General features: G+C 69.9%; 24 protein-coding genes and 1 other RNA gene. 14 read left to right on the top strand and 11 right to left on the bottom strand.

All coding sequences use genetic code 11. The annotated features are described in order from the left end of the window. Nucleotides 1-43 precede the first annotated feature (43 nt). Entirely contained in the window at nt 44-517 is a 474-nt protein-coding gene (gene smpB / locus ACWEMY_RS06765; RefSeq protein WP_110036321.1) for an SsrA-binding protein SmpB, read from the top strand. After that, nucleotides 514-1,377: a DMT family transporter gene (locus ACWEMY_RS06760; RefSeq protein ID WP_375929537.1), complete on the top strand. Its 864-nt coding sequence runs from the start codon at nt 514-516 to the stop codon at nt 1,375-1,377. The genes smpB and ACWEMY_RS06760 overlap by 4 nt, the downstream gene beginning before the upstream one ends. Nucleotides 1,378-1,386: 9 nt before the next feature. Here ACWEMY_RS06760 and ACWEMY_RS06755 read toward each other — a convergent pair whose 3' ends face one another. Beyond that, a complete protein-coding gene (locus ACWEMY_RS06755) occupies nt 1,387-2,688 on the bottom strand; it encodes an ABC transporter substrate-binding protein (protein WP_452389193.1) in 1,302 nt (433 codons plus the stop codon). Between the two features lie 226 nt (nt 2,689-2,914). Here ACWEMY_RS06755 and ssrA point away from each other — a divergent pair. Beyond that, nucleotides 2,915-3,286: a transfer-messenger RNA gene (gene ssrA, locus ACWEMY_RS06750) on the top strand. A 43-nt stretch (nt 3,287-3,329) separates the two neighbouring features. On the opposite strand, the gene ACWEMY_RS06745 is transcribed toward ssrA, so the two are convergent. From ACWEMY_RS06745 to ACWEMY_RS06735, 3 genes are all read right to left on the bottom strand, one after another. After that, nucleotides 3,330-4,979 carry a TerD family protein gene (locus tag ACWEMY_RS06745; protein WP_452389192.1) on the bottom strand — a complete coding sequence of 550 codons (1,650 nt, stop codon included), beginning with the start codon at nt 4,977-4,979 and terminating at the stop codon, nt 3,330-3,332. 85 nt (nt 4,980-5,064) lie between these two features. Beyond that, nucleotides 5,065-5,238 (bottom strand): hypothetical protein, encoded by a 174-nt coding sequence (locus ACWEMY_RS06740; RefSeq protein ID WP_452389191.1) that lies wholly within the window; start codon nt 5,236-5,238, stop codon nt 5,065-5,067. A 143-nt stretch (nt 5,239-5,381) separates the two neighbouring features. Continuing rightward, a complete protein-coding gene (locus ACWEMY_RS06735; RefSeq protein WP_452389190.1) occupies nt 5,382-5,678 on the bottom strand; it encodes a hypothetical protein in 297 nt (98 codons plus the stop codon). Nucleotides 5,679-5,807: 129 nt separating this feature from the next. Between ACWEMY_RS06735 and ACWEMY_RS06730 the strand changes: the two genes are divergently transcribed. Next, entirely contained in the window at nt 5,808-6,689 is an 882-nt protein-coding gene (locus tag ACWEMY_RS06730) for a hypothetical protein (protein WP_452389189.1), read from the top strand. On the opposite strand, the gene ACWEMY_RS06725 is transcribed toward ACWEMY_RS06730, so the two are convergent. Next, nucleotides 6,667-7,530, bottom strand: a complete 864-nt coding sequence (locus tag ACWEMY_RS06725) for a DUF1266 domain-containing protein (protein ID WP_452389188.1) — start codon at nt 7,528-7,530, stop codon at nt 6,667-6,669. The genes ACWEMY_RS06730 and ACWEMY_RS06725 overlap by 23 nt on opposite strands. A gap of 54 nt (nt 7,531-7,584) precedes the next feature. After that, complete coding sequence (locus ACWEMY_RS06720; RefSeq protein WP_452389187.1) at nt 7,585-7,923, bottom strand: YnfA family protein; 339 nt, start codon at nt 7,921-7,923, stop codon at nt 7,585-7,587. A gap of 375 nt (nt 7,924-8,298) precedes the next feature. Here ACWEMY_RS06720 and ACWEMY_RS06715 point away from each other — a divergent pair, with 375 nt between their 5' ends. Then, nucleotides 8,299-8,595, top strand: a complete 297-nt coding sequence (locus ACWEMY_RS06715) for a hypothetical protein (RefSeq protein WP_452389186.1) — start codon at nt 8,299-8,301, stop codon at nt 8,593-8,595. On the opposite strand, the gene ACWEMY_RS06710 is transcribed toward ACWEMY_RS06715, so the two are convergent. Then, nucleotides 8,582-9,523: a WD40 repeat domain-containing protein gene (locus tag ACWEMY_RS06710; protein ID WP_452389185.1), complete on the bottom strand. Its 942-nt coding sequence runs from the start codon at nt 9,521-9,523 to the stop codon at nt 8,582-8,584. The two genes, ACWEMY_RS06715 and ACWEMY_RS06710, sit on opposite strands and share 14 nt — an antisense overlap. 117 nt (nt 9,524-9,640) lie before the next feature. On the opposite strand from ACWEMY_RS06710, the gene ACWEMY_RS06705 reads away from it, so the two are divergent. From ACWEMY_RS06705 to ACWEMY_RS06695, 3 genes are all read left to right on the top strand, one after another. Next, nucleotides 9,641-12,460: a protein kinase domain-containing protein gene (locus tag ACWEMY_RS06705; RefSeq protein ID WP_452389184.1), complete on the top strand. Its 2,820-nt coding sequence runs from the start codon at nt 9,641-9,643 to the stop codon at nt 12,458-12,460. Then, nucleotides 12,457-13,152, top strand: coding sequence for a DUF6597 domain-containing transcriptional factor (locus ACWEMY_RS06700; RefSeq protein WP_452389183.1), 696 nt, complete (start codon nt 12,457-12,459; stop codon nt 13,150-13,152). Before ACWEMY_RS06705 ends, ACWEMY_RS06700 begins: the two co-directional genes overlap by 4 nt. Before the next feature lie 122 nt (nt 13,153-13,274). Next, nucleotides 13,275-13,763 carry an NUDIX hydrolase gene (locus tag ACWEMY_RS06695; protein ID WP_375929526.1) on the top strand — a complete coding sequence of 163 codons (489 nt, stop codon included), beginning with the start codon at nt 13,275-13,277 and terminating at the stop codon, nt 13,761-13,763. On the opposite strand, the gene ACWEMY_RS06690 is transcribed toward ACWEMY_RS06695, so the two are convergent. The 4 genes from ACWEMY_RS06690 to ACWEMY_RS06675 all read right to left on the bottom strand — a co-directional run bounded on the left by ACWEMY_RS06690 (nt 13,739) and on the right by ACWEMY_RS06675 (nt 17,479). Continuing rightward, entirely contained in the window at nt 13,739-14,137 is a 399-nt protein-coding gene (locus tag ACWEMY_RS06690; protein ID WP_375929525.1) for a VOC family protein, read from the bottom strand. The two genes, ACWEMY_RS06695 and ACWEMY_RS06690, sit on opposite strands and share 25 nt — an antisense overlap. Nucleotides 14,138-14,186: 49 nt before the next feature. Next, nucleotides 14,187-14,600: an arsenate reductase ArsC gene (locus ACWEMY_RS06685; protein WP_452389182.1), complete on the bottom strand. Its 414-nt coding sequence runs from the start codon at nt 14,598-14,600 to the stop codon at nt 14,187-14,189. 87 nt (nt 14,601-14,687) lie between these two features. Then, nucleotides 14,688-15,989 (bottom strand): D-arabinono-1,4-lactone oxidase, encoded by a 1,302-nt coding sequence (locus tag ACWEMY_RS06680; protein WP_452389181.1) that lies wholly within the window; start codon nt 15,987-15,989, stop codon nt 14,688-14,690. Nucleotides 15,990-16,063: 74 nt separating this feature from the next. Next, a complete protein-coding gene (locus tag ACWEMY_RS06675) occupies nt 16,064-17,479 on the bottom strand; it encodes an FAD-binding oxidoreductase (protein ID WP_452389180.1) in 1,416 nt (471 codons plus the stop codon). Nucleotides 17,480-17,618: 139 nt separating this feature from the next. On the opposite strand from ACWEMY_RS06675, the gene ACWEMY_RS06670 reads away from it, so the two are divergent. The 6 genes from ACWEMY_RS06670 to ACWEMY_RS06645 all read left to right on the top strand — a co-directional run bounded on the left by ACWEMY_RS06670 (nt 17,619) and on the right by ACWEMY_RS06645 (nt 22,784). After that, entirely contained in the window at nt 17,619-18,284 is a 666-nt protein-coding gene (locus ACWEMY_RS06670) for a TetR-like C-terminal domain-containing protein (RefSeq protein ID WP_452389179.1), read from the top strand. Continuing rightward, the gene (locus ACWEMY_RS06665) at nt 18,281-18,619 is read left to right on the top strand and encodes an antibiotic biosynthesis monooxygenase family protein (RefSeq protein ID WP_452389178.1); all 339 of its coding nucleotides are present in this window, start codon (nt 18,281-18,283) and stop codon (nt 18,617-18,619) included. The genes ACWEMY_RS06670 and ACWEMY_RS06665 overlap by 4 nt, the downstream gene beginning before the upstream one ends. An 18-nt stretch (nt 18,620-18,637) precedes the next feature. Beyond that, a complete protein-coding gene (locus ACWEMY_RS06660) occupies nt 18,638-19,327 on the top strand; it encodes an NAD(P)-dependent oxidoreductase (RefSeq protein ID WP_452389177.1) in 690 nt (229 codons plus the stop codon). A gap of 172 nt (nt 19,328-19,499) precedes the next feature. Beyond that, entirely contained in the window at nt 19,500-19,805 is a 306-nt protein-coding gene (locus tag ACWEMY_RS06655) for a hypothetical protein (RefSeq protein ID WP_452389176.1), read from the top strand. A 431-nt stretch (nt 19,806-20,236) separates the two neighbouring features. Then, the gene (locus ACWEMY_RS06650; protein WP_452389175.1) at nt 20,237-21,481 is read left to right on the top strand and encodes a helix-turn-helix transcriptional regulator; all 1,245 of its coding nucleotides are present in this window, start codon (nt 20,237-20,239) and stop codon (nt 21,479-21,481) included. Between the two features lie 25 nt (nt 21,482-21,506). Beyond that, nucleotides 21,507-22,784, top strand: coding sequence for an MFS transporter (locus tag ACWEMY_RS06645; RefSeq protein WP_452389174.1), 1,278 nt, complete (start codon nt 21,507-21,509; stop codon nt 22,782-22,784). Nucleotides 22,785-22,915: the final 131 nt, after the last annotated feature.

Below are 22,915 nucleotides of genomic sequence, written 5' to 3'. Positions count from 1 at the left end.
CCAGGGAATAAAGCGCTGGCGCCGTCACTTAGAGTTGACCGTTATGAAGGAGAAAGGCCGGAAGGTCATCGCGACCAACCGCCGCGCGCGGCACAACTACACGATCCTCGACACCTATGAGGCGGGGATCGCGCTGGTCGGCACCGAAGTGAAGAGCCTGCGCGAAGGCAAGGCCTCTCTCGTCGACGCCTTCGCGACCGTCGACAACGGGGAGGTCTGGCTGCGCGGCCTGCACATCCCGGAGTTCAGCCACGGCACCTGGACCAACCACTCGCCGCGGCGCACCCGCAAGCTGCTGCTGCACAAGCGCGAGATCGAGCACCTGGTCGGCAAGTCCAGGGAGGGCAACCAGACGCTGGTGCCGCTGTCGATGTACTTCTCCGACGGCAAGGTGAAGGTGGAACTCGCCCTGGCCAAGGGCAAGCAGGATTACGACAAGCGCCAGGATCTGGCTCGCCGACAGGCCGAGCGTGAGGTCACCCGCGAGATCGGTCGGCGGGTCAAAGGCATGCGTTGATCTCCGTCGCGCTCGCCCTGATCGCGGCGGCGGGCTACGGAGTCAGCGACTTCTTCGGCGGGATCGCCGCCCGGCGGGTCACCGCACTGCGCGTGGTCGTGGTGTCGTATCCGTTCTCGGTACTGCTGGTCCTGCTGATCGCCCCGCTGGTCGGCGGGCACGCGGACGCGGCCTCGGTTTTCTGGGGCCTGGCCGCCGGTGTTGCCAGCGGGCTGGCGGTGTGGTGGTTCTACGCCGCGCTCGCCGACGGACCGATGTCGGTGGTCTCGCCGGTGACGGCCGTGCTCGTCGCCGGAATCCCGGTGATCGCCGGTTTCTTCCTGGGTGAGCGGCCCGGCCCGCTCGCGGTGGCCGGGATCGCGCTCGCGCTGGTCGCGGTGGTGCTGGTCAGCCGGGAGGCGCCCGACGAGACCACCGAGGAGATCATCGGCGGTCGCGAACTGCGCTTCTCCCGCCGCGTCGCCCTGCTGACCGTCGGTTCCGGCGCCGCGTTCGGCTTCGCCTTCTTCTTCCTGCACGAGACCAGCGCGGAGGCGGGCCTGTGGCCGCTGCTCGCCCAGCGCGTGGCCGCCACCGTCGTGGTGTGGACCTCCGCGCTGGCGGCGGGTGAGTTCGGCGGCCTGCACGGTGAACCGCTGCGCCTGGCGCTGGCCGTCGGCGTGCTCGACGTGATCGCCAACGCCGCCCTGCTCTACGCCTTCCACGGCTCGATGCTGTCGGTGGTCAGCGTGATCGGCTCGCTCTACCCGGCCGCCACGGTGCTGCTGGCGATGGTTCTGCTCGGCGAGCGGATCGGCGGACTGCAGAAGGTGGGAATGGGCCTGGCGCTCGCGGCGGTCGGGATGATCGCCGCGAACTAGCCGCAGGAGCTAGAGCCGCGTGCAGGGCTCGTGGATACCCAGCTTGCCCAGCGTGGTGCCCTGATATCCGGTACTGATCGCCCGCGCACCCATCGGCGCGGTCTTGTCCGGCTCGAACACCACCGACCACTCCGCCGACAGATCCGGTGCGCTCGCCCCGGTCGGATGTACCACCACCATGCCCTCGCCATCGGGCTTCAGGTCGGTGACCGTGCGCCGCAGCCCGGGCCGGGTCAGCTCCCCGGTGTCGGCGGCCGCGATGAGCAAGGCCTTGAGCGGATAGGAGATCGCCCAGCCCAGTGAGTAGCCGAAATTCGCCGGTTCGCGATCGACCGCCGCGCGCGCGTGCTGGGCGCCGACGCTGTCACCCGCCCACCCGTCGACGGGAGTCGTGTAGTTGAACAGCGCGGTGAGCGCGGGCGCGGCGGGCGTCTGCAACAGCGCCGCGTTCCAGGTGGGCAGTGAGCCGAGGAAGCGGCCGGTGAATCCGGAGGCCACCAGCTTGCCCACGATCTCCGCGGTCTCGCCCGGCCCGGTGGCCAGCATCACCAGATCCGGCGACGCGGCCAGCACCTCCTCGACCGGACCGTCCTGATTGCCCACCTCACCGTTGGGCCCGGTCTCGATCATGTCGACGATGGTGGCGCCGTTGGCCACCGCCCACTTCATCGCCCCGGCGGCGTAGTCGCCACCCCAGTTCCCGCGATAGGCCACGATGGCGATATTGCGCGGGTTGTAATGGTTCTCGGCGAACCAGTCCAGGCCCATCACTGCTTCGGTGCAGTAGGAGTAGCCCGCGCTGAGGACCAGATTGCGGTCGGCGCTGCGGTAGTTCCAGCCCGACCACTGCGTGGCCGCGACGCTGACCATGTCGTCGGCGTCCATCTGGTTGAGCAGCGCGATCGACTGCCCGGTGCCCAGGCTCTGCGCCAGCGCGAGCACATGCGGCTCGATCTCCTGATACGCGGTGCGGTGGGTGCGCGGGTCGAAGGAGGTGTTGCGGCTGTAGGTGGTGATGTCGATGTCGTAGCCGCCGATGCCGCCGGACTCGTTCACCTGGTTCCAGAACGCCAGCTGGCCCTCGTTCATCGAGATACCCAGCGGCGCGAACGGGCCGCCACCGAGATCGGAGAGCACGCCCAGATAGATGCACCCCCGGTCCTTGTGCTGCGAGCCGGGACACGGCTCACTCGTCACACCCGGTCCGTAGTCCTGCTCACCCGTCGAGCAGGCCGCCACCGCCGACACGAGCGCGGCCACGACCGGGATCACCACGGCACGGCGCAGTGCCCGCGGTTTGGTGAATGCCATCAGGTAACTCCTAGTTCCAGTCGCCCCAGGGGATCTCGCTGTCCCAGTGCGGCCGAACGAGAACAGTACCCGCCTCCACCGGCACGGCCACCCGGATTCACCCAGCCGGGCGGGCGAAGTTCGCTACCCGGTGACCGAGCCGACACCGCCCGCTGGCAGAAATAACGGGAAGAAACGCGACGGCGGGAGTGTTAACATGACTAGCCCGCACGGTGCGGGCACGTACGGGGCTGAACGGTTTCGACTGCGTACGTTGATTCAGGGGAAGCGTGTCGGTGCAGGCAAGAGACCACCGTAAGCGTCGTTGCAACCAATTAAGCGCCGATTCCAATCAGCGCGAGTACGCCCTCGCTGCCTAAGTAGCAGGTCGTCTCTGTCAGACCGGGTTCGTCTCTCGACCCGGACCCTGGCATCAGCTAGAGAGACTTACTGTCCGGCCCGGTCGCGGGGTCGGATGGAACATCCAACAGCGACTGGGATCGTCATCCGAGCTTGTTCGCGAGACCCGGAGATCCAAGCAGAGACCTAGCGAACTGCACACGGAGAAGCCCTGAAGACGCGGCGGAGGACCCGGGTTCGATTCCCGGCAGCTCCACTCGAGGCCCCTCACCTGACACCCAGGTGAGGGGCTTTTTCGTGGGTCAGAGGCGGGCGCCCTTCTCGAGATTGCACTTGCGGCACAGGATCTGGAGGTTGCCGACGCTCGTCGCGCCGCCACGGCTCAGTGGGATGATGTGGTCGAACTCCAGGTAGTGGGTGTCGCTGCACTGGCAGCACTGTCCGCCGTCGCGCTGCCACACCTCGGATTTCACATTCGGCGGGATCGACCGGGTGTCGCGCTGCCCCGGCGCGAGGACGAGCCGTTTCGAGACCCGCAGCGCTCCTTCGAGCACGGCCGCGACGTACTCGGGGTCGGGAACGCTGTAGGTACCGCCGCCGCGGGCGGTCGTCGCCGAGATGATGACGTTGCCGTACTCGCTCGTGACAGACACGATCTTGGCCCAGGGCAGCTCGCTGCCCGCCGCCGCGCCGACGAACCGTAGCTTCTTGCTGCTGCCAACCAGTCTGCCCCGGGTGTGCTTCGGCCCACTGGCCAGATACTTGGTGTGGGTCGCGTTGACGTCGATGTAGAGTGCCTCGTCGGCGTCGAGATGCAGGTCCTCGCGCCGGATCCGGGGCAGATCACCGGCGCGGACCTGAGTGAGCGACCGGCCGCGCAGCATGCGCTGGCGGAGCTGGTCGAGGTGCTGACGGGCGACGGACAGATCGACGGTCGCGTCGAGATCCTGGATGGCCCGTTCGAAGCCGCTGAGCTCGGATTCCTCGATCTCGCCGTCAGCGAAGGCGAAGGCGACCAGGCGTTCCAGGTAGGCGACGGCGAGTGGGCGCAGCGTTTCACGGCCGCTGGCCTCGTCGATCCGTTGGAAGCGCAGACCCGTCCAGAGTTCGTCCCAACCGCTGCCTTCCGGACCGGATGTCGTCAGCACCTGCCACGCGTGGGTCCGCCACATCGCGAGGAACCTGCTGACATCGGCTTCACACCATCGGCACGGCGGTGGGCTTCCGAATCGGGGCACGCGCTTGTCCCGGCCGCAGCGCTCGCAGACAGCGGGGTCCGGCGGAAAGATCTGCTGGACATCGTCGGTCCACGCCGTGCCGTTCCACCACCGGAGCCGACCCGGCTGCCGAGAATCGGGATACCAGCCGGGCGCCATCCGGGCCGGAGCCGGAGCCGGAGCCGGGGACGGTGCGACGCGATCGCCCGCAGGCACCGGAGCAGGCGTCTCCGGCGAATCGTCGACCGAGACACCGAACTCCTCAGCGAGCCCCCGCAGCCCGCTGGCCCAGCCCTGGCCCACCGATCGGAACTTCCACAGCCCATTGCGTCGGTAGAACTCGCCGAGCATCATGGCCGTCACGGCGTCGGGCTGGTCGACATCGAACGAGATCAGCGTGTCGCCGCCATCTTGCACCGTCAGCGTCAGATCGGTGACGTCGCTGAACGATTTCTCCTCGACCGAGCTCGAGATGACGATGCGAGAGACGGCAGCTTCGACGTTGGTGAGCGACACCGCGAGCACTGCCCGACCCGCCTGCGACTCGGTGAGCGCCACCGCTCCGGAGGGATGGCGCGCCGCGTTGTAGAAGACGAAGTCCTCGTCGGTGCGTATCTTCCCGGTCTCGGCCAAGAGCAGTGCTTGGGGATCGACCTCGTGCTGCGATTTCCACGTCAACACCACTGTCACTGCGGGGGAGGTGACCGCAGCATTCTGGCCTCTGGAGAGCTTCACGCCTGCACACCGTCGGCGTGGTGGGTTCCGTTACACAATCGGCGTGGCGCGTCGGCGAGTTCGTATTCACCGCAAGGGATTTCGTTCAGGGCACCGCGGGCGCCCGATCCGGGACGAGGTACTGGGCGATCTTCGTTCCGATGACGACGGCGTTGTTCTTCGAGGAGTCCGAGGTGGGGCCGAGGGTGGTGTAGACGATGACGGTGGTGGCGGATTTCGTGTCGTAGAAGGCGACGCCGCCACCGTAGGAGGGGTTCATGAACAGCCAGTCGGTGAGGTGGACGACGCCGAAGGCGAAGTAGCGGTCGGCGGTGAGGGGGTCGAACAGGGGTGGCCGGGCGGTGGCGCGTTCGATGAGCTGCGGTGCGGTCCACTCGCGAATCGGGTTCTCGCCGAAGATCGTCAGGAACTCGGGGTCGGTGACGTAGTCGGCTCCATCGGCTGCCCCACCCGCACCCGCATGTCCGCGGTCGCGGGCACTCCGAGCGGTGACTCGCCCAGCGCGACCTGCTCCCCGCCGCGCCACACCCCGTAGACCGCCGCGCTGAGATCGAGTTCGCCCACCCCGTCGCGCACGATCTCGGTGATCCGCGCGGCGGCGGGATCCTCGGCCGGTTCCGGCGGCGATGCGGTCGTGGTGCATCCGCCCAGTGCGAGGGCGAGCGCGAGGACGGCACCGGTCAGCCGGGACTTGCTCATGACGGCGATCCCTTCGTCCAGGAAAACACACCCGAGCAGCGACGATGTCGAATCTACGCCGCCGCGGCCCACCCGCGACACCCCCTCGGTAGGATCCAGCCAGGCGGGGTAGGGCCGGAGGGAAATGCTGTGATCGAGGTGTGGGGTACGCGGGTGGCCGTCCGGTACGGGGACGGGCGGCTGGTGACTACGCCGCTGCGGGCCGACAACGAGGTGGGTCTCGACGTGTCGGTCGCGGAGCTGGCCAGGGTCGCGCTGGCGACCACCGAGGACGGGCTGCTGGCGCTGCTGCTGTTCTTCCGTTCGGCCGACCACGTGGTGAACGGGGTGCCCACCGAGCGCCAGCCGGTGCCGGTGTTCCTCGAGACCGGGGTGCGGGCGCAGGCGCAGGTGCTGGTGCGCGCGGTCGAACGGGATCTGATCGGCTTGCGGCGGATGTTCCCGCCCCGGCCGAATCTGGTTCCCCCGCAACCGGTTCCCGGACCGGACGGCCCGCAGCGCCCCGATGTGACGGCCGCTGCGGGCCGGATGCGTTATGTGGGCAATTCGCTGCCGGAGATCGCCCTGCTGCACGGGTGCGCGCGACCCGACGAGTACGTGCTCGAGCTCGCGCAGGCCGGGCACGAGGGGGTGCCGGGTCTGGTGGCCGTCACCACGCTGCGGTTGTTGTTCGTGTCGACCTGGGCGGTCTACGAGTTCCCGGTCGCGGTGGTCACCGGCTCGCAGATCCTGACGCCGCCGGGCAAGGTCGCCACGCTGCGGGTGTCGGGTGCCGGTGCCGCGCTGGACTTCCTGGACTGGGAGGCGGTCGATTTCGTCCGCGTCGCCGAGGCGCTGCGACTGGCCTGCGAGATCGAGCACGCCGACGGCTCGATCGCCCAGTCGCTGCCGTCGTCGGCCGATCTGTTCGGAGAATGGCAGCTGCTGGTGGAGCGGCGCAAACTGGGGATGGTCGAGGACGATCCGTTCCGGCGCCGGGCGGTCGGGATCATGCTGGCGATGCCGGGCTGAACACCGGCGCGCCCTGGTGCAGCGCCACCCGCCGCCAGGGGCTCGACGGGCGCAGGTGCAGCCCGGCGATCATCCGGCTGCGTTCGGCCACTTGCCGTTTCGCCGCCGAGAGGTCCTGCGTGGCGGCCCAGAAGATGGCACCGGTGAGGAATCCGTCGCCGAACTGGCGCCAGTTGCGATAGTGCTGACGGGCGCGGTCCAGCCCGGCCAGCATGTGCTCCCAGGCCTCGTCCTCGGCGAGATAGCCCGCCGTGCGGGCGGCGCGGGCGATGAACACCAGGCGGGCCAGATCCCAGGCGGTGGCGTCGGTCTGCAGCGGGCTCGGCAGGCTGTCGGTGATACCGAGCTTGATGGCCTGCAGCCACGCGTCGTAGTCGCGGTCGATGCCCGCCGGACCGCGGTAGCCGCGGAAACCCGAGAGGGTGTGCAGGAATTCGCGGTGCTCGTCGGCCAGGCCGGTGCGGTCCACGCGCCCGTTGTCGCCCGCCGCGGCGACGGCCAGCGGGTGCACGAGTTCGAACAGCGGCGCGTGCATGCCGGCGAGCAGGCGGCGGATGGTGTCGCGGGCGTCCTCGGCATTGTCGACGCCCCACGATTCGTGCAGGCCCTCGATCGCGGTCTCGCGCCGGGTGACGGTGCTGTCGGGCTCCTCGGGCAGAAAGGCGACGGCGTCGCAGTGCGCGCCCCAGCTGCGCCCGTAGTAGGCGCCCACCGCCAGCGCGGTGATCCGGTTGTCGTCGATGGCCGCGCCCGACCAGACATCGGGTTCGGTGTCGATATCGGACCCGGGAAAACTCGCGATCCGCGGCGCTCCACCGCGCACCGATGCTGCCGATTGCATGGAGCCCACCCCTCCGCCGAACGGAATGCTGTCGCCGCCAGATGCTACCGACCGTCACCCGGCCGCTCGTGGCGCGTACATGATGATGCCCACCCCGGCCAGGCACACCAGCGCCCCGAGCACATCCCACCGATCCGGCCGGAACCCGTCCAGCGCCATCGCCCACAGCAGCGACCCCGCGACGAAAACCCCACCGTACGCGGCCAGGATCCGCCCGAAATGCGCGTCCGGCTGCAAGGTCGCCACGAACCCGTACACCCCCAGCGCCACCACCCCGGCCCCGATCCACACCATCCCGCGATGCTCGCGCACGCCCTGCCAGATCAGCCAGGCTCCACCGATCTCGGCGACAGCGGCCAGCACGAACAACAACACGGAACGCAACACGGTCATAGCGGGACCCTATGCGGTGACAACCCGCCCGTCCCGGCAGCCCGATCACCGGTACCGTGACGAGGTGCCGATCTCGTTCGATATCACCGGTTTTCGGCGTATCCCCGACCCACCGTTCGGGCTCGCCGCCTGGACCGTGCGGGGAACGCCGGACATCGTCAGCCTGGCCTACCACGACATGGTGCCGGACCTGCCCGCCGCGCTGGATGGCGATACCGGCGATCTGCTGCGCGCCCTCGCCCGGGAACGCAGCACCACCGGTTGCCTGCTCGAGGCCGGGGTCGCGCGAATCGACGGCCAGGACTGCCTGACCGGCTGGAGAAGCTCCCGCTGCCGAATCAGCCACGCGGCCAGGCGTTCTGCGCGTCGGTCACGGTGCCCAAAGCCGCGTGCAGCGCCACCCTGCAGATCCTGTGCCCGGAGGACGGTGTCACCGGGATGCGTGAGGCCGTGCTCGCGGCTCGGATCGGCTTCGCGGACTTCTACCGGCCGCACCCGTTCGACCCGTGGCTGAAGAACGCCCTGCCCTGCCACGCCGCCGACGACCGCCGCTACGACGACGAATTCCCCGACCATCCGCTGACCAGGGCCCGGCGCTGGCTGGACCGCACCGTGCGCACCGCACGGCTGACCGCCGAGTTCGCGGCACTGCGTCCCTTCAGCGGTCCGTGATCTCGTCGAACCGCCAGAACAGCAGGCTCTGGTCGTAGCCGCCCGAGGCGAACCGGGCGCCGGACGCGTCGACGGCGAGAGCCATGACCGGCGCGCTGTGCGCGGTCAGCGGCTCCGCGACCGGCTGCTGGGTCCGCGTGTCCCACACCCGCACGGTGTTGTCGGTACCACCGGTGACGAGACGGGCGCCGTCGCCGCTGAACGCCACCGAGGTGACGAACCCGCTGTGGCCCGACAGCACCCGGCCGAAGGGCCCGCCGGTGTCGGTGGACCACAGGCGCGCGGTGTGGTCGAAACCGGCTGTCGCGAGCAGGGATCCGTCGGGAGCGAACGCGAGCGAGTACACCGAGTCGGTATGCCCCGCCAACGGACGGCCCACCGACGCGCCCGTCTCGGCGTCCCAGAACCGCACCGTGCCGTCCCGGCTCCCGGACGCGATCAGCCGCCCGGAGGGATGGAACGCCAGCGCGGTCACGCCGTCACCGTGGCCGATGAGCGGTCGCCCGATCGGCGCGCCGTCGCCGACCTGCCAGCGCCGCACGGTCCGGTCGCTACCCGCCGAGGCGAGTGTCGTCCCGTCGGGACCGAAGCGCACCGCGGTGACCGTGTCGACATGGCCCGAGCAGGGCCTGCCGTGCGCGACTCCGGTGTAGGGCTCCCAGCAGCGCACCGTGCCGTCGGCACATCCGGCCGCGAGCACCCGGCTGTCCGGGCTGAAGTCGAGCGCGTGCACCGAGCCGGCCCGCAGCGGGACCGGCAGCGCCCAGGGCGCGTTGTCGGCGGTCGTCCAGAGGTAGAGCACACCGTCCGCGCCGGCGGCGGCGACCAGGGTGCCGTCGGGGCTGAACGCGATCGCGCCGAGCGCGGTCCCGACGAAGATCCCGGCGGCCGGATCGACTCCGGCCGCCCGTCGCACTGGCCCTGTCATCCGCCGAAACCTCCCCGCGCACTGGTGAATCGGGTGTGACAGTACCGTGCGGGCCACCGGTCATCGCGTGGGCGGCGGTAGGGTGGACCGAGTTCGTCGGCGGGGTGGAGGGGGTCGGTGGTGCGGCTGCTACCGGGCACGGTGTTCGCTGGCTACACCGTGCAGCGTGAACTCGGCGCGGGCGGAATGGGCGTGGTGTATCTCGCGCGGCATCCCCGGCTGGACCGGGCCGTCGCGCTGAAGGTGCTGGGGGAGTTGACCGGCGGCGGTGCCGGGGCACGAGCCGCCTTCGACCGCGAGGCGCGGCTGGCCTCGCGGCTGGACCATCCGAACATCGTCGCCGTCTACGACCGCAGCGCCGCCGACGAGGCCACGCTGTGGCTGACCATGCGCTACATCGCCGGTGGCGACGCGGCGGGGCTGCTGCGCGACGCGCGGGCAGGACTGGCCGCCGACCGGGTGACCGGCTGGATCGCCGACGCCGCCCGCGGCCTCGACCACGCCCACCACCACGGCGTCCTGCACCGCGACATCAAACCGGCGAATCTGCTCGTGGAACGCGACCACACCGACGAGGAGCGGGTGCTGGTCGCGGATTTCGGTATCGCCCGCTCCTTCGACGACACCGTGACGGTCTCCGGCATCGCCGCGACCCTGCCCTACACCGCGCCGGAACGTTTCCTAGGCACGCCGGCCGACCATCGGGCCGACATCTACTCCCTGGGTTGCACGCTCTACGAATTGCTCACCGGCAGAAAGCCTTTCCCCGCGGGCGAGCAGGCCGCGATCATCGGCGCGCATCTCACGGCGCCACCGCCACGGGTCACCGATCTACGGCCGGACCTCCCCGGGGCACTGGACAGGGTCGTCGCGACCGCGCTGGCCAAGCAGCCCGCGGAACGCTATCCGAGCTGCGCCGCGCTGGCCAGGGCGGCCGCCGACGCGCTGTCGGTCGCGGCGCCGCACCCATCGCCCGCGTCGGCCCCGCACCCACCGACCGCGCGCACCGCGCCGACCGTGCGCGCCACGACACCGCCCACCGGCGACCGGCCGACACAGGCACCGCCGCTGAATCCGATCGCCACGGTGAACATGGCGGTGCCGGTCTGCTCGGTGACCTACAGCCCGGACGGCGCCACGGTCGCGGTCTGCGACGCCGACTACAACATGGTGCGCGTCCTCGACGCCCAGACCCAGCAGCCGGTCGGCGAGCCGTTCATCGGGCATTCCGCGGCGGTCTTCTCCGCGCGCTTCAGCCCGGACGGGAAACTGCTGGTCACCGGCAGTGCCGACGGGACGGCGCAGATCTGGGACACGCGTACCCGCCGCCCGGCCGGACCCCGGCTGACCGGTCATACCGGCACCGTTCACGCCGTCCGATTCGCGCCGGACGGCACCACCGTCGCCACCGCCGGAGCCGACCGGACCGTGCGGCTCTGGGATGTCGGCACCGCGCAGCCGATCGGCGCGCCGCTGCGGGGCCACACCGACCTCGTCTGTGACGTCGCCTTCGCCCCCGACGGCGCGATGCTCGCGAGCGCGGGCGGTGACAGCACCGTCCGGCTCTGGGACCCGCGCACCGGCGCGCCGATCGGCCGACCGCTCACCGGGCACAGCCGCTGGGTCCAGTCGGTCGCCTTCACCCCGGACGGAACCCGGCTGGCCTCCGGCGGCGCCGACGGAACAGCCCGGCTCTGGGACCCACGCACCGGTCGTCAGCTCGGCGAATCCCTGACCGGCCACACCGATTCGGTGATCTCGCTCGCCGTCAGCCCGGACGGATCACTGCTCGCCACGGCGGGCAACGACCGGACCGTGCGGCTCTGGGATCCCCGCACCGGTCGCGCGCTGGGCACCCCGGCCACCGGGCACACGCATTCGATCCTGTCCGTCGCGTTCAGTCCCGAGGGCAACTTCCTGGCGAGCGCCGGCTTCGACACCACCGTGCGGTTCTGGTCGGTCGCGGTCGGCGCGGCCGCGGGCACTATCTCGCGCGCCACGCCCGCCTCGACGATCCGGACCGGCACCAGGATCGCGGCCCTGGCGTTCCGCCCCGACGGGACGGCGCTCGCGACCGGCGGCGACACCGAGGGTGTCACCCTGTGGGATCTGCGGACCCGGTCGGCGGTGGGTGGCCTGCACGGGCTCGGCGCGTGGGTCGAGGCGGTGGCCTTCGACCCGACGGGTTCGGCGGTGGCCGCCGGTGGCCGCGGCGGCACCGCGCACCTGTGGGACACCCGTGTCACCGATCCCGCGGGCCGGTCTCTGGCCGGTCATCGGGGCTGGGTCTCCGCGGTGGGCTTCAGCCCCGACGGCGCCGTGCTGGCCACGGCGGGCACCGACGGCACGCTGCGCCTGTGGGACGCCGGGACCGGACAGCCGATCGGGCCGCCGCTGGTGGACCGGCCGGTCGCGGTGACCACCCTGTCCTTCTCGCCCACGGGCGCCCTGCTGGCCGCGGGCGGCCTCGACCAGGCCGTGCGGCTCTGGGACACCCGCACGCGCGGGCTCGCGAGTCCGCCGCTGCTCGGCCACACCGAGTCCCTCTACACCGTCGAGTTCGGCCCGGACGGCACCGTGCTCGCCTCCGCCGGGCTGGACGCGGGAATCCGGTTGTGGGACATGCGAACCCGTGCGCAGATCGGCGATGCCCTCACCGGGCACACCGACGCCGTGCACGCGGTGGCCTTCAGTCCCGACGGCACCCTGCTGGCCTCGGCGTCGGCCGACCGCACCGTGCGGTTGTGGGACATCCGCACCCGGCGGCCGGTCGGCGCGCCGCTGCTCGGCCACACCGACGCGGTGACCGCCGTCGCCTTCAGCCGCGACGGCACCCTGCTGGCCACCGGCAGCGCCGACGAGACGGTACGCCTGTGGCTCATCGCACCGGACCAGCGGTCGAAGGTGTCGGTGGGCGGGGCTACCGTCGGGGGATGACCGACTACCGGGAGCGTGCGGCACGCCTCGACCGGGCCGTGGTGTGGACTCGCGGCCGGTCCGCGCGGCCGGGGCCGGTCACGGTCTATCCCGACGGGTGCATGGATCTGATCTGGACCGAGGGCGCGCTCATGGTGGCCGGGCCGGACAGCCGCGCCTTTCTCGCGCCGTCGGATCGGGCCGGGGAGTTCGTCGGGATCCGGTTCGCGCCGGGGACGGCGCCCGCGCTGCTGGGCGTGCCCGCGGTGGAGTTGCTGAATCAGCGGGTCGACCTGGGCGATCTGCTGCCCACCCGGGAGGTCCGCACGCTGATCGACTCGATCGACAACGCGCCCGACCGGGTGGTGGCGCTCGAGACGGTCGCCGCTCGACTGGCCGAGGGGAAAGCGCGCGCCGACCCGGTGCTCACCGCCGTCGCGGACAATCTCGCCGCGGGCGCCACGGTGGCCGACACGGCCTCGCTGGCGGGGCTCTCGGCGCGGATGCTGCACCGCCGCAGCCTGGCGGCTTTCGGCTACGGGCCCAAGATGTTGGCCCGAATTCTCCGGTTCCAGCGCGCGCTGGCCGCCGTGCGCGCCGGAATCCCGGCCGCCGAGACCGCCGCGGTGACCGGTTTCGCCGACCAGGCGCACCTGTCCCGAGAGTTCCGTGACCTGGCCGGATGCTCGGTCCGGGCACTGCAGCCGCGGTAATCCGTGACCGTGCGCCCGGAAAGTCTCATTCGGCAACGCCCCGGGGGAAAGTTATGCTCACAGAGCACGCCCCGTCGCTTGTGCCAGGCAAGTCCGAAACACGACGAGAGGATGTGACCCGAATGATCGACGAATCCGTGTACTCCACGCTCCGTATCGAGGCCGAACGAGACGAAGTCCGTCGACTTGTCGTCGGTGCCGTCGTCGTCCGGCACCACCGGGTGCTCATCCTCCGCCGCCGACGATCCGACTCGCTGGGCGGCCGCTGGGAGCTACCGAGCGGGGTCGTGGAACCCGGCGAGGCCCTCGACGACGCGGTGGCCCGCGAAGTCGCCGAGGAGACCGGGCTCGAGGTCACCGAGGTCACCGACTACCTGGGCGAATTCGACTACCTGTCCAGTACCGGCGCGCGGACCAGGCAGTTCACCTTCGTCGTCGATGTCGCCGCGACCGGGCCGGTGCGGTTGACCGAACACGACACCCACCTGTGGACCAGGCTGACCGGGGAACCGCCGGTCAGCGACGAGGTCCGCGAGATCCTGGGCCGGTACCAGCGGCGCCAGCGCGACCCGCGCGGCTGGTCGGCCTATTCGCTGGGCAACGGGGCGTAGAGGTCGATGCCCTGGCCGTCGGGGTCGGCGAGCGTGGCGTAGCGCTGGCCCCAGACGGCGTCCCAGGGCGCGAGGTCGCCGTGGTAGCCGTCCGCGACGAGTTCGGCCCACAACTTGTCCACCTCGGCCGGGTCGGCGCAGCGGAACGCGATCCCGCTGCGGCCGTGCCCGGTCGGCGGCTCCCAGCCCGGTGAGAACGAGGCGATGACCGCCTCGGAGTCCAGCGCAAGGCGCAGGCCGCCACCGAGCGGTGCCTCGGTGTGTTTCTCGGTTTCCGCGCCCTCGGGGAAGGCGAGGCCGAGCTTGCGATAGAAGGTCACCGAGGCGGCCATGTCGGAGACGACGATCGAGATCACATCAAGCCGTGGAGTCATATCCGCAGCGTAAGCGAGGCGTCGGTGGGCGTCTTGAACGAATCGGACGTCAGCGGGTCGGCGCGGGAATCAGTTCGGCGATGAGGTTGCCGATCAGGATGCGCAGGTGGTCGCGGATGCCGCGCACCACCTCGATCGGCTGCCCGGCCGGGTCGGCCAGCACCCAGTCGCGATAGCTGATCCCGGGGAAGTACGGGCACACCTCGCCGCAGCCCATCGTCACCACCACATCGGAGAGGCCGACGGCGTCGTCGGTGAGCGCCTTGGGTTGCTCGCCGGCGATGTCGATGCCGATCTCGGCCATGGTCGCCACCGCGACGGGATGCAGCGCGTCGGCGGGTTCGCTGCCCGCGGTGCGCACCTCGATGCGGGTGCCCGCCATGGCCCGCAGCAGTCCCGCCGCCATCTGCGACCGGCCCGCGTTCTGGACACAGACGAACAACACGCTGGGTGTGTGGGCCATGGTCGCCCTTTCGGCGCTGGAGCGAAGTGCTTGTGGCACTTCAGATATACCCGCGCCACCGGGGTGGAACAACCGGTACCGGCGGAATCAGTCCAGCGAACCCAGCACCCGGCGCACGTAGTCGTTGGCGAACACCCCGGTGGGGTCGAGGCGGCGGCGCACCGCGGTGAACCGGTCCCAGTCGGGGTAGCGCGGACGCAGGGTCTCGGCGGTCTGGTAGTGCCGTTTGCCCCAGTGCGGCCTGCCGCCGTAGGTGTCGAAAACCGCTTCGCAGGCACGGAAATACGGGTCCCACACCATGCCCTCGTACTGGTGCACGGCGATGTAGCAGGTGTCGCGCCCGCCCGCGGGGGACAGGAACGCGTCGTCGGGGGCCACCCAGCGCACCTCGATCGGCATCGGGGTGTCGAAGCGCTTGCCGAGCTCGACGATCTCGCGGACCGCAGCCACCGAATGTTCCCGGGGCACGGCGTATTCCATCTCGTTGAACTTCACCAGGCGCGGGGTGGCGAAGACGCGGTAGGAGCGATCGGTCTGCCTGTTGTTGCTGCCCGCGAGCGCGGCCAGCCGGTGGATGGTGGGGATGGCGGCGGGGATTCGCCTGCCCACCTTGCACATTCCGTCGTAGAGGTGATTGGCGAGCACGATGTCGTTGAGCCACTCGCTGATCCGGCCGCGCGGCTGTTCGGCGGCGTCGGTGCGGTTGAGCGCCTTGGTCATCGCCACCGAGCTGTGCGGGAAGGCGAAGAACTCGAAGTGGTCGTTGCCGTCGACGTAGCTGTCGAGATCGGCGAGCACCTCGTCGAGCGGCACCGGCCGTTCGACATTGTCGAGCACGAACGACGGCTCGAGCTGCAGCGTCGTCGCGGTGACGATGCCCAGCGCGCCGATGCTGACCCGCGCGGCCTTCCACCCGTCCGGATCGGTCTGCTCGTTGAGCTCCACCCGGCTGCCGTCGGCCAGCATGACCTCCACCGAGTGCAGCGCCGCGGAGATGTTCTGCAGTTTCGCGCCGGTGCCGTGGGTGGCGGTCGCGGTGGCGCCGGCGATGGTCTGGGTGTCGATATCGCCCAGATTCGGGAACGCCAGCCCGTGTTCGTGCAGCAGCGGGCTCGCCGCGTTGAGCGTGAGCCCGGCCTCCACCCGCACCCGCCCGGTCGCGGTGTCCACCTCGAGCACCCGGTTCAGCCCGCCCAGGTCGACGAGGGTGCCGTCGGTGAGCACCGCGTCGGTGAACGAATGACCCGAGCCGGCGACCCGCACGGTGCGCCCCGCCTCGGCCGCCGCGGTCACGATCTCGGCCAGTTCTTCGACGCCGCGGGGCGCGGCGACGACGGCGGGTGTGCAGCGCTGCTCGCCCGCCCAGTTCACCCAGGTGCTCTTGGTCATGTGTCCAAGAGTAGTGGATAAAGTGTGACGCGCGCTACTGGTTACGCATGTGGCAACCGGTCAGCGATCGATGCTCAGGTGAGTACCGGGAAATTGCTGCGGAACACGCCGTCGGGGTCGCGGTCGCGTTTGATCTCGCGCAGGCGCGGCAGCGAGTGCGCGAGCGCCTCGGCGGCTGACTGATCGGGTGCCAACAGGGTGAACGGGGTGCGGCCGCTGTCCACCGGGCGCAGGATGTCGAGGTATTCGGTCACGCGCGCGTCCAGCGCCTCGGCGGTGCCGGGCGCGGTCTGCAATCCGGTGAAGTTCACGCAGTACGGCTCGGCGATCGGGCCCGCCGCGGAGTCGGAGGGCCGGGCGAGCGCGCCGCCGAGATGGCGGATCTGCACGCTGAGCAGGGGATCGATGGGCCGGGCGAGCAGGGCCTGCGCGACGGTGTCGTCGAGGCCGGTCAGCAGCGTGCCTCGCTGACGGGTGGGGCTCGGGTCGGTCGGCTCGCCGGTGATGGAACCCAGGTCGGTGACCGGCAGGACGCGGCGGTTGTCGGACATCCGCGCGGGAATGCTGTCGAAGGGGCGCAGCAGCGTTGTGCCCTGTTCCTCGGTCCCGAGGTAGGTCGCGTCGATGCCGACCATGGGCGGCGCGCTCGGGAACCGGAACAGGCTCCACCAAACGCTCAGCTCGTCCGGGGCGGTCGCGGTGACCTGCCGGAACGCGGCCAGCACCGTCGGGGCGGCGGCGACGGGCCACAGCATCCGGCCGCCGTAGAGCGCCGGTGCCGGTCGCAGCGCGAACTCGATCGCGGTGACCAGGGCGTAGTCCCCGCCGCCGCCGCGCAGTGCCCAGAACAGATCGGTCTCGCTCGTCGCGCTCGCCCGCAGCTTCTTGCCTTGGGCGTCGATCACCTCGAAAGCGCTGACCTGATCGCAGGCCCAGCCGTATTTGCGGCCGAACCAGCTGAGACCGCCGCCCAGCGTGTAGCCGGTGATCCCGACGCCGGGCGCGCTCCCGGTCACCCCGGTCAGCCCGGCGGGCCCCGCGACGGCCTGGACCCGGCTCCACGGCACCCCGGCGCCGACGCGGGCGGTCGCGGCGGAGGGGTCGACCCGCACCTCGTCGAGCCGGGCGGTGCGGACGAGGATTGTCCCGTCCAGCGCGGGGGACGGGCTGTGCCCGTTCGGCTGGGTGGCCAGCGCGATGCCGGCCTCGCCCGCGAACCGGACCAGCGCGGCGACGTCCTCGGCATCGGCGACCTCGGCGACCGCGCGCACCGACTGGTCGACGGTACGGTTCCACGGCCGGCGCGCGGGATCGAAGCCCTCGTCGCCCGGCAGCAGCACCCGACCACGCAGGACGGACCGCAGGTCGGTGATGTCGGCGGGCGTCGCGGCCCGGGGGCCGTCGTCCGAGCACGCCGTGAGCAACCCGCTACCCGCGAGCGTCAGCGCACCTCCCATCACCAGGAATCCGCGTCGGTTCACAGCCTTCATCTCTGCCTCTCCTGCACTGTCGTGGAATTCGTGTGTAATCGCTCGGTGTGACCGAAAGGTGGTGCGGAACAGCTGATCACCGGAGCGGCCGGGCTTCCGGGAGCGAGCGAACCGTAGTCGATCGCGGCAGCGGCGAGTTATGATACGAGTCACTCTTGTATCGAATCATCGGACTGGTTACGCTCGGCTCGTGTCGACACCATCAGACGGAGACGTGCCACTGCGATCCGGTGGGCGCCCGCGTGATCCCGGTCGCGACAGCGCGCTGCTGGCCGCCGCGGGGGAGATCCTGCCCGAGGTGGGCTACGACCGGCTCACCGTCGAGGCCGTGGCGGCCCGCGCCGGCGCGGGCCGGGCGACGGTCTACCGGCGATGGAAGGACAAATCCGAGCTCGTCCGCGACGCGATCGAGGCGCTGGGCTGGGAGGTGCCGATCCCCGACACCGGCAGCCTGCGCGCGGATCTCATCGCACTGGGGACTGCCTACGTCGACACCAGTAGCCGGCGCGATGCGGTGCTGGCGGCGATCGCGTCGTCGATGGCGCGCGATCCACAGTTGCGCGAGACTGTCGAACGCGTCATCGCCACTCCCCGGCGTGAGGCCTACGCCCTTGTCGTGGAGCGGGCGCGGGCGCGCGGCGAAATCGCCGAGGGCGCCGATCTCGGCCTGATCGCCCACGTTATTCCCGCGATGATCTTTCATCGCATCATGATTCTCGGTGAGCCCACCGATGGCGCATTCTTCGAACGTCTCATCGATTCGCTATCCCTCCCCTTGCTGACAGGTGAACGGAGTTCAGAATGAGCAAGTCTCAAATCGACCCGATGGTGCTGATCAATGTCTTCGAGCTGACCGGCGGTGATATCGAAGAATTGGTCGCCGACTGGCAAGTGGCATTGGATGTCATGCGAAATATGTCCGGCTTCATTTCCTCGACATTGCACCGGTCGGTGGATGGAAATGCGAAGTTTCAGCTGATCAATGTCGCCCATTGGGAATCCGCCGAGGATTTTCAGGCGGCATTCGCCGATCCGGAATTCCTCTCGATTTCCGGAAAAATGCTCGCCAGTGACCGCTACAGCTTCACACCACACCCTTCCATCTATAGGCGCGCGCTGACCACCGAAATCCAGGGCTGATCGAGCGGAGGAGAAGCAGTGAAGCTGGTTGTCTTCGGTGCGAACGGCGCGACCGGCAGGCAGGTGACCCGGCTGGCCATGGACGACGGCCACGAGGTCACCGCCGTCGTGCGTGATCCCGCGACCTTCGCGGCACCGCACGGGCTGCGGGTCGTGCGGGCCGACATCCTCGACCCGGGCGCGGTCGACCGGGCGGTGTCGGGTCAGGACGCGGTCGTCTCCGCGGTCGGCGCCGCCTATACCCGCAAGCCGGTCACGATGTATTCCTCCGGAATCGCCAATATCACGCGAGCGATGGGGCGCGGTGGGGTGCGGCGGCTGGTCTGTGTCAGTTCCGTCTGCGTTCCGCCGTCGGCGGCGCCAGGGGAACGGATGTTCTTCCGCGCGGCGGTGCGCCCGATCCTGCGCACGATCGGCCGCACCGCCTACGCCGACATGGTCCGGATGGAGGCGTTTCTGCAGGCCAGCGGTCTGGACTGGACGATCATCCGGGCCTCCGGTCTCTTCGACGGGGTGGATGTCACCGACTACACCATCGCCCCCACCCGAATTCCCGGCCTGTTCACCTCGCGGGTCGACCTGGCGCACGCCCTGCTCGCCGCCGCGGTCCGCAACACCCACCCCCGTGCCGTGGTCGATGTGATCACCGTGGCCGGGACCCCGAAATTCAGCAGCCTGCTCATCAAAGAGGTCAGCCGCAGCCGATAGGCGGCATTCTGGTCACACCGGAGGAAGAACAATGACAAGAATCGTACGATCGCGCCGTTCTGTCCTGGGCGTGCTGATGGTGGCATTCGGTGTCGTCACGGCGCTGTTCGTCCCGGGCACCGCTGTCGCAGAGCAGCAGGCGTGTTCGCTGACCGGCTCGTGGTCGGTGAGTGTGGTCGAGCATCTGTCGACCGGGCCGGTCACCCGTACCGGCGTGTTCACTTTCGATGAAGGTGGCGGCGGGACCCTGGTCACGGGTGGTGGCCTCACCGGAACCCTCACCTGGACACAGCAGGGCAAGACCATCGCCTTCGACCTGAACCACAATCTGCCACCGGACGGGTCGGTAACAGGTTCTCAGCAGGGCACACTGAACAATTCCCAGAAATTCACCTCGACGGGCACGACCACCCAATATCGAGCGGACGGATCGTTGATCGAGTCGTTCCGCGCCGATTTCACCGCAACCAAGAACTGACGCCACCGAAGGGCAGCACATATTTGCCCGATCACCCGGCCCCGAGCCGCGTGATCGGGCGTTTTTGTGCGCAGACGGTATCGCGGATGCGGCAAATATCGGGCGACCTCGGTCGCGGTATGCAGTGTGCCCATGAACAAAAGTTCATCAACCCCGATGCGGTGAGATGTTCACCACTCCGGAACCTGCTGGTCGAATTCGCCGATATATGATGGTGAGCGACTTCATCGATCGTTCGAGATGCGGCAACGGGGGCGTAAATCACTCTACGATGTCGGCGATTCGCAGAGCTGACAGTGGTTTTCTGTGGTCACGCGACATGGTTGATTCGATGGGGATTTCAGGTGTGGACAGGGCCCAAAAGATCTGATCGTATCGAAACGGGGTGGGTTTTTGTGGACGAGACTCTGAGACAGCGGAGATCGGAACAGGTGCCGGGGATCGCCACCAGCCGGTCGCTGCGCCTGCTCCGGGCGGACCAGCACGCCGACTCGGGTTCCGGTGGTATCGCCGCCGTCCGCCCCGCGATCGCGTTGCGCCGCGAGGCGTTGCGGGGCGGGAACCGGCTCGCGGTCGTGCACCGCGCCGAGACCGCGCTCGGCGCGGACCTCGACCTCGCCGATGTGGCCTCGGTCTGGGCCGCACTGCTGGTACTGATCTACGCCGATCGGCTCCCCGACGTCGCGGTGCAGTGCGACCGCGTGGCGCACGCCGCGGGTCCGCGGGCGCCGGAACCACTGCGGGCGGTGATCGCGCTGGCCCGGGCCAGAGTCGCGATGCGTACCGGTGATGTCGGCGCCGCCCGCACCGATCTGCGTGCCCTGCTCGCCGGTCGGGTGAGCGCGTCGCTGCTCGGCGTGACGCGAGCGTGGCTGGTCGAATGCGAGGTGCACCTGGGCGAGCTGAAGTCGGCCTACCGGGTGCTGGCCGACGAGACGCCCCCTGCCGAAAGTCCGGAGGGGCGAGCGCATCTGCTCGCCGCCAGCGGTGCGCTCCACGGAGCAGACGGCAATCTGGAGCGAGGACTGGCCGACTACCTCGAGTGCGGCCGGGTGCTCGCCGGTTCCGAAGTGGCCAATCCGGCGGTGATTCCCTGGCGTTCGAAGGCGGCGCTGGCCGCGGTCGGGCTCGACCGGACCGACCTCGCCACCGCCCTGGCCGATGACGAACTGGCCGATGCCCGCCGATGGGGCTCGCCGGGGGCGGTGGGGTGCGCGTTGCACGCGGCCGGGATGGCCCGCCGCGACGACACCTCGCCCGAGGTACTCGAGCGCTCCGTCGAGCTGCTCGAACTGGCCAACGACACTTATGACCTGATGCCCGCCCTGTGTGACCTGGGCAGGTTGTACGCCGACAACGGTGAACTGCAGCGAGCCGTCGAGGTCTACGACTCCGCCACCGAACTCGCCACCGCCACCGGCAACCAGGCGTGGGCCCGCCGTGCGATGGCGCTGCTGCCCACCCTCTATCACCAGCCGCGCGCTGTCCGGCTGACCAAGCAGGAGCACAAGATCGCGGCGTTCGCCCGCGACGGCTACAGCAACAAGCTGATCGCCGAGGTGACCTTCCTGACCGTGCGGACGGTCGAATTCCACCTGTCGAACGTGTATCGCAAACTCGGCATCTCCGGCCGTCATCAGCTGCCCGGCGCCATGGCGCCTCGCTCGTGCGCGTGAACGCCGTGCGCGCCGGGCGCGGGAGGTGACGAGGGTCCTGAAGCGGGCGGCCGAGCGCTTCGCGGTGCTGTCGGTGCGTAACTTCCGGTTGTTCGTCGCCGGGCAGCTGGCCTCGGTGACCGGCACCTGGATGATGATCGCGGCCCAGGACTGGCTCGTCCTCGAACTCACCCACGGCTCGGCGTCGGCGCTGGCGTTGGTCACCGTGTGTCAGTTCGCCCCGGCGGTTTTCGTCTCCGTGGGGGCTGGTCTGCTTGCCGACCGGATGGCCAAAAGGTCCCTGCTGATCGTTCTCAACGCCGCGGCGGGGCTGGTGGCGTCGGCGCAGGCGACGATCGTCGTGTCGGGCGGGGTGCAGCTGTGGCACCTGTATCTGCTCGCGCTGGTGATCGGGATCGTCAACGCGATCGAGACGCCGGTGCGGATGGCCTTCATCGGCGAGATCGTCGGTGAGGCGAGGTTTCGCGACGCCTCCTCGCTGAGCGCGATGTACTTCAGTGTCGCTCAGCTCGTCGGCCCCGCCATCGCGGGTGTGCTGATCGCGGCATTCGGTACCGGGACGGCCCTGGCGGTCAACGCGGTGAGCTACGCGGCGACCATCGCCGGCCTCGCGCTGATGCGCAGATCCGAGCTGCGCTCGGTGCCGCGTGCCCCGCGACGATTCGACATGCTGCGTGGCCTGCGCTGTGTCCGCGACGATCCGCACCTGACCGGCGCCATCGTGCTGCTCGCGGTGGTCGGGTTGTTCGCGCTGAATCTGCGGGTGACAGCGCCGCTCCTGGCGAAAACGGTCTTTGACGCGACCCCGGCGGTCTTCGGCGCGGTGAGCGCCGCCCTGGCGTGCGGCTCGCTGTTCGCGGCGATGTTCCTCGGTGGCCGGGGTGCACCGTCGCCGAATACGGCGATCGGGTGCGCGGTGGTACTCGGCACCGCGGAGGCCGCGCTGGGGCTGATGAGCAGCGTGGTGGCTGCCATGGTGCTGCTGGCGGTCTGCGGCGCGGCCATGACGATGTTCCTGCAGACGACCAACCACTTTCTCCAGCTGAGCAGCCCGCCCGCGGACAGGACGCAGGTCATCGCGCTGTATACCACCGTCGTGCAGGGGATCACCCCGTTGGCGGCGCTCGGTGTCGGCGTGCTCGCCGATCGGATCGATGTCCGCGTCGTCGTCTCGCTGAGTGGGGCGGTGGCCGCCGGTCTGGCCTGCGCGGGCCGGCTCGCGCGCAGGCGACCTGTCGGTGGACCACGCGAACCTGAGGACGTGCCTTTGCGTTCGCACCCAGAACCTACGGGTCGGCCGTAGGGTTGCGCGCTCGCTGTTGATGCGGGTCCGAAACGCGTGGAATAGTCCACCTCATCGACCGAAAAGCCTTGAGGCGCAGTCGATATCAACTCCCGCGAGCGATGCCGGGCAGGTGTCCGGAAACAGGTAGC

The sequence above is a fragment of the Nocardia sp. NPDC004415 genome (assembly GCF_053602435.1).
The sequence above is the reverse complement of the archived record's forward strand: the minus strand, read 5'-3'. Positions and strand labels throughout refer to the sequence as shown.

What these genes read in the sequence shown, in the direction of transcription:
- smpB (WP_110036321.1), top strand. Translation starts at nt 44, where the DNA reads ATGAAGGAGAAAGGCCGGAAGGTCATCGCGACCAACCGCCGCGCGCGG.
- ACWEMY_RS06755 (WP_452389193.1), bottom strand. Translation starts at nt 2,688, where the DNA reads ATGGCATTCACCAAACCGCGGGCACTGCGCCGTGCCGTGGTGATCCCG.
- ACWEMY_RS06740 (WP_452389191.1), bottom strand. Translation starts at nt 5,238, where the DNA reads ATGAACCCCTCCTACGGTGGCGGCGTCGCCTTCTACGACACGAAATCC.
- ACWEMY_RS06735 (WP_452389190.1), bottom strand. Translation starts at nt 5,678, where the DNA reads ATGAGCAAGTCCCGGCTGACCGGTGCCGTCCTCGCGCTCGCCCTCGCA.
- ACWEMY_RS06725 (WP_452389188.1), bottom strand. Translation starts at nt 7,530, where the DNA reads ATGCAATCGGCAGCATCGGTGCGCGGTGGAGCGCCGCGGATCGCGAGT.
- ACWEMY_RS06720 (WP_452389187.1), bottom strand. Translation starts at nt 7,923, where the DNA reads ATGACCGTGTTGCGTTCCGTGTTGTTGTTCGTGCTGGCCGCTGTCGCC.
- ACWEMY_RS06710 (WP_452389185.1), bottom strand. Translation starts at nt 9,523, where the DNA reads ATGACAGGGCCAGTGCGACGGGCGGCCGGAGTCGATCCGGCCGCCGGG.
- ACWEMY_RS06700 (WP_452389183.1), top strand. Translation starts at nt 12,457, where the DNA reads ATGACCGACTACCGGGAGCGTGCGGCACGCCTCGACCGGGCCGTGGTG.
- ACWEMY_RS06695 (WP_375929526.1), top strand. Translation starts at nt 13,275, where the DNA reads ATGATCGACGAATCCGTGTACTCCACGCTCCGTATCGAGGCCGAACGA.
- ACWEMY_RS06690 (WP_375929525.1), bottom strand. Translation starts at nt 14,137, where the DNA reads ATGACTCCACGGCTTGATGTGATCTCGATCGTCGTCTCCGACATGGCC.
- ACWEMY_RS06685 (WP_452389182.1), bottom strand. Translation starts at nt 14,600, where the DNA reads ATGGCCCACACACCCAGCGTGTTGTTCGTCTGTGTCCAGAACGCGGGC.
- ACWEMY_RS06680 (WP_452389181.1), bottom strand. Translation starts at nt 15,989, where the DNA reads ATGACCAAGAGCACCTGGGTGAACTGGGCGGGCGAGCAGCGCTGCACA.
- ACWEMY_RS06675 (WP_452389180.1), bottom strand. Translation starts at nt 17,479, where the DNA reads ATGAAGGCTGTGAACCGACGCGGATTCCTGGTGATGGGAGGTGCGCTG.
- ACWEMY_RS06670 (WP_452389179.1), top strand. Translation starts at nt 17,619, where the DNA reads ATGATACGAGTCACTCTTGTATCGAATCATCGGACTGGTTACGCTCGG.
- ACWEMY_RS06665 (WP_452389178.1), top strand. Translation starts at nt 18,281, where the DNA reads ATGAGCAAGTCTCAAATCGACCCGATGGTGCTGATCAATGTCTTCGAG.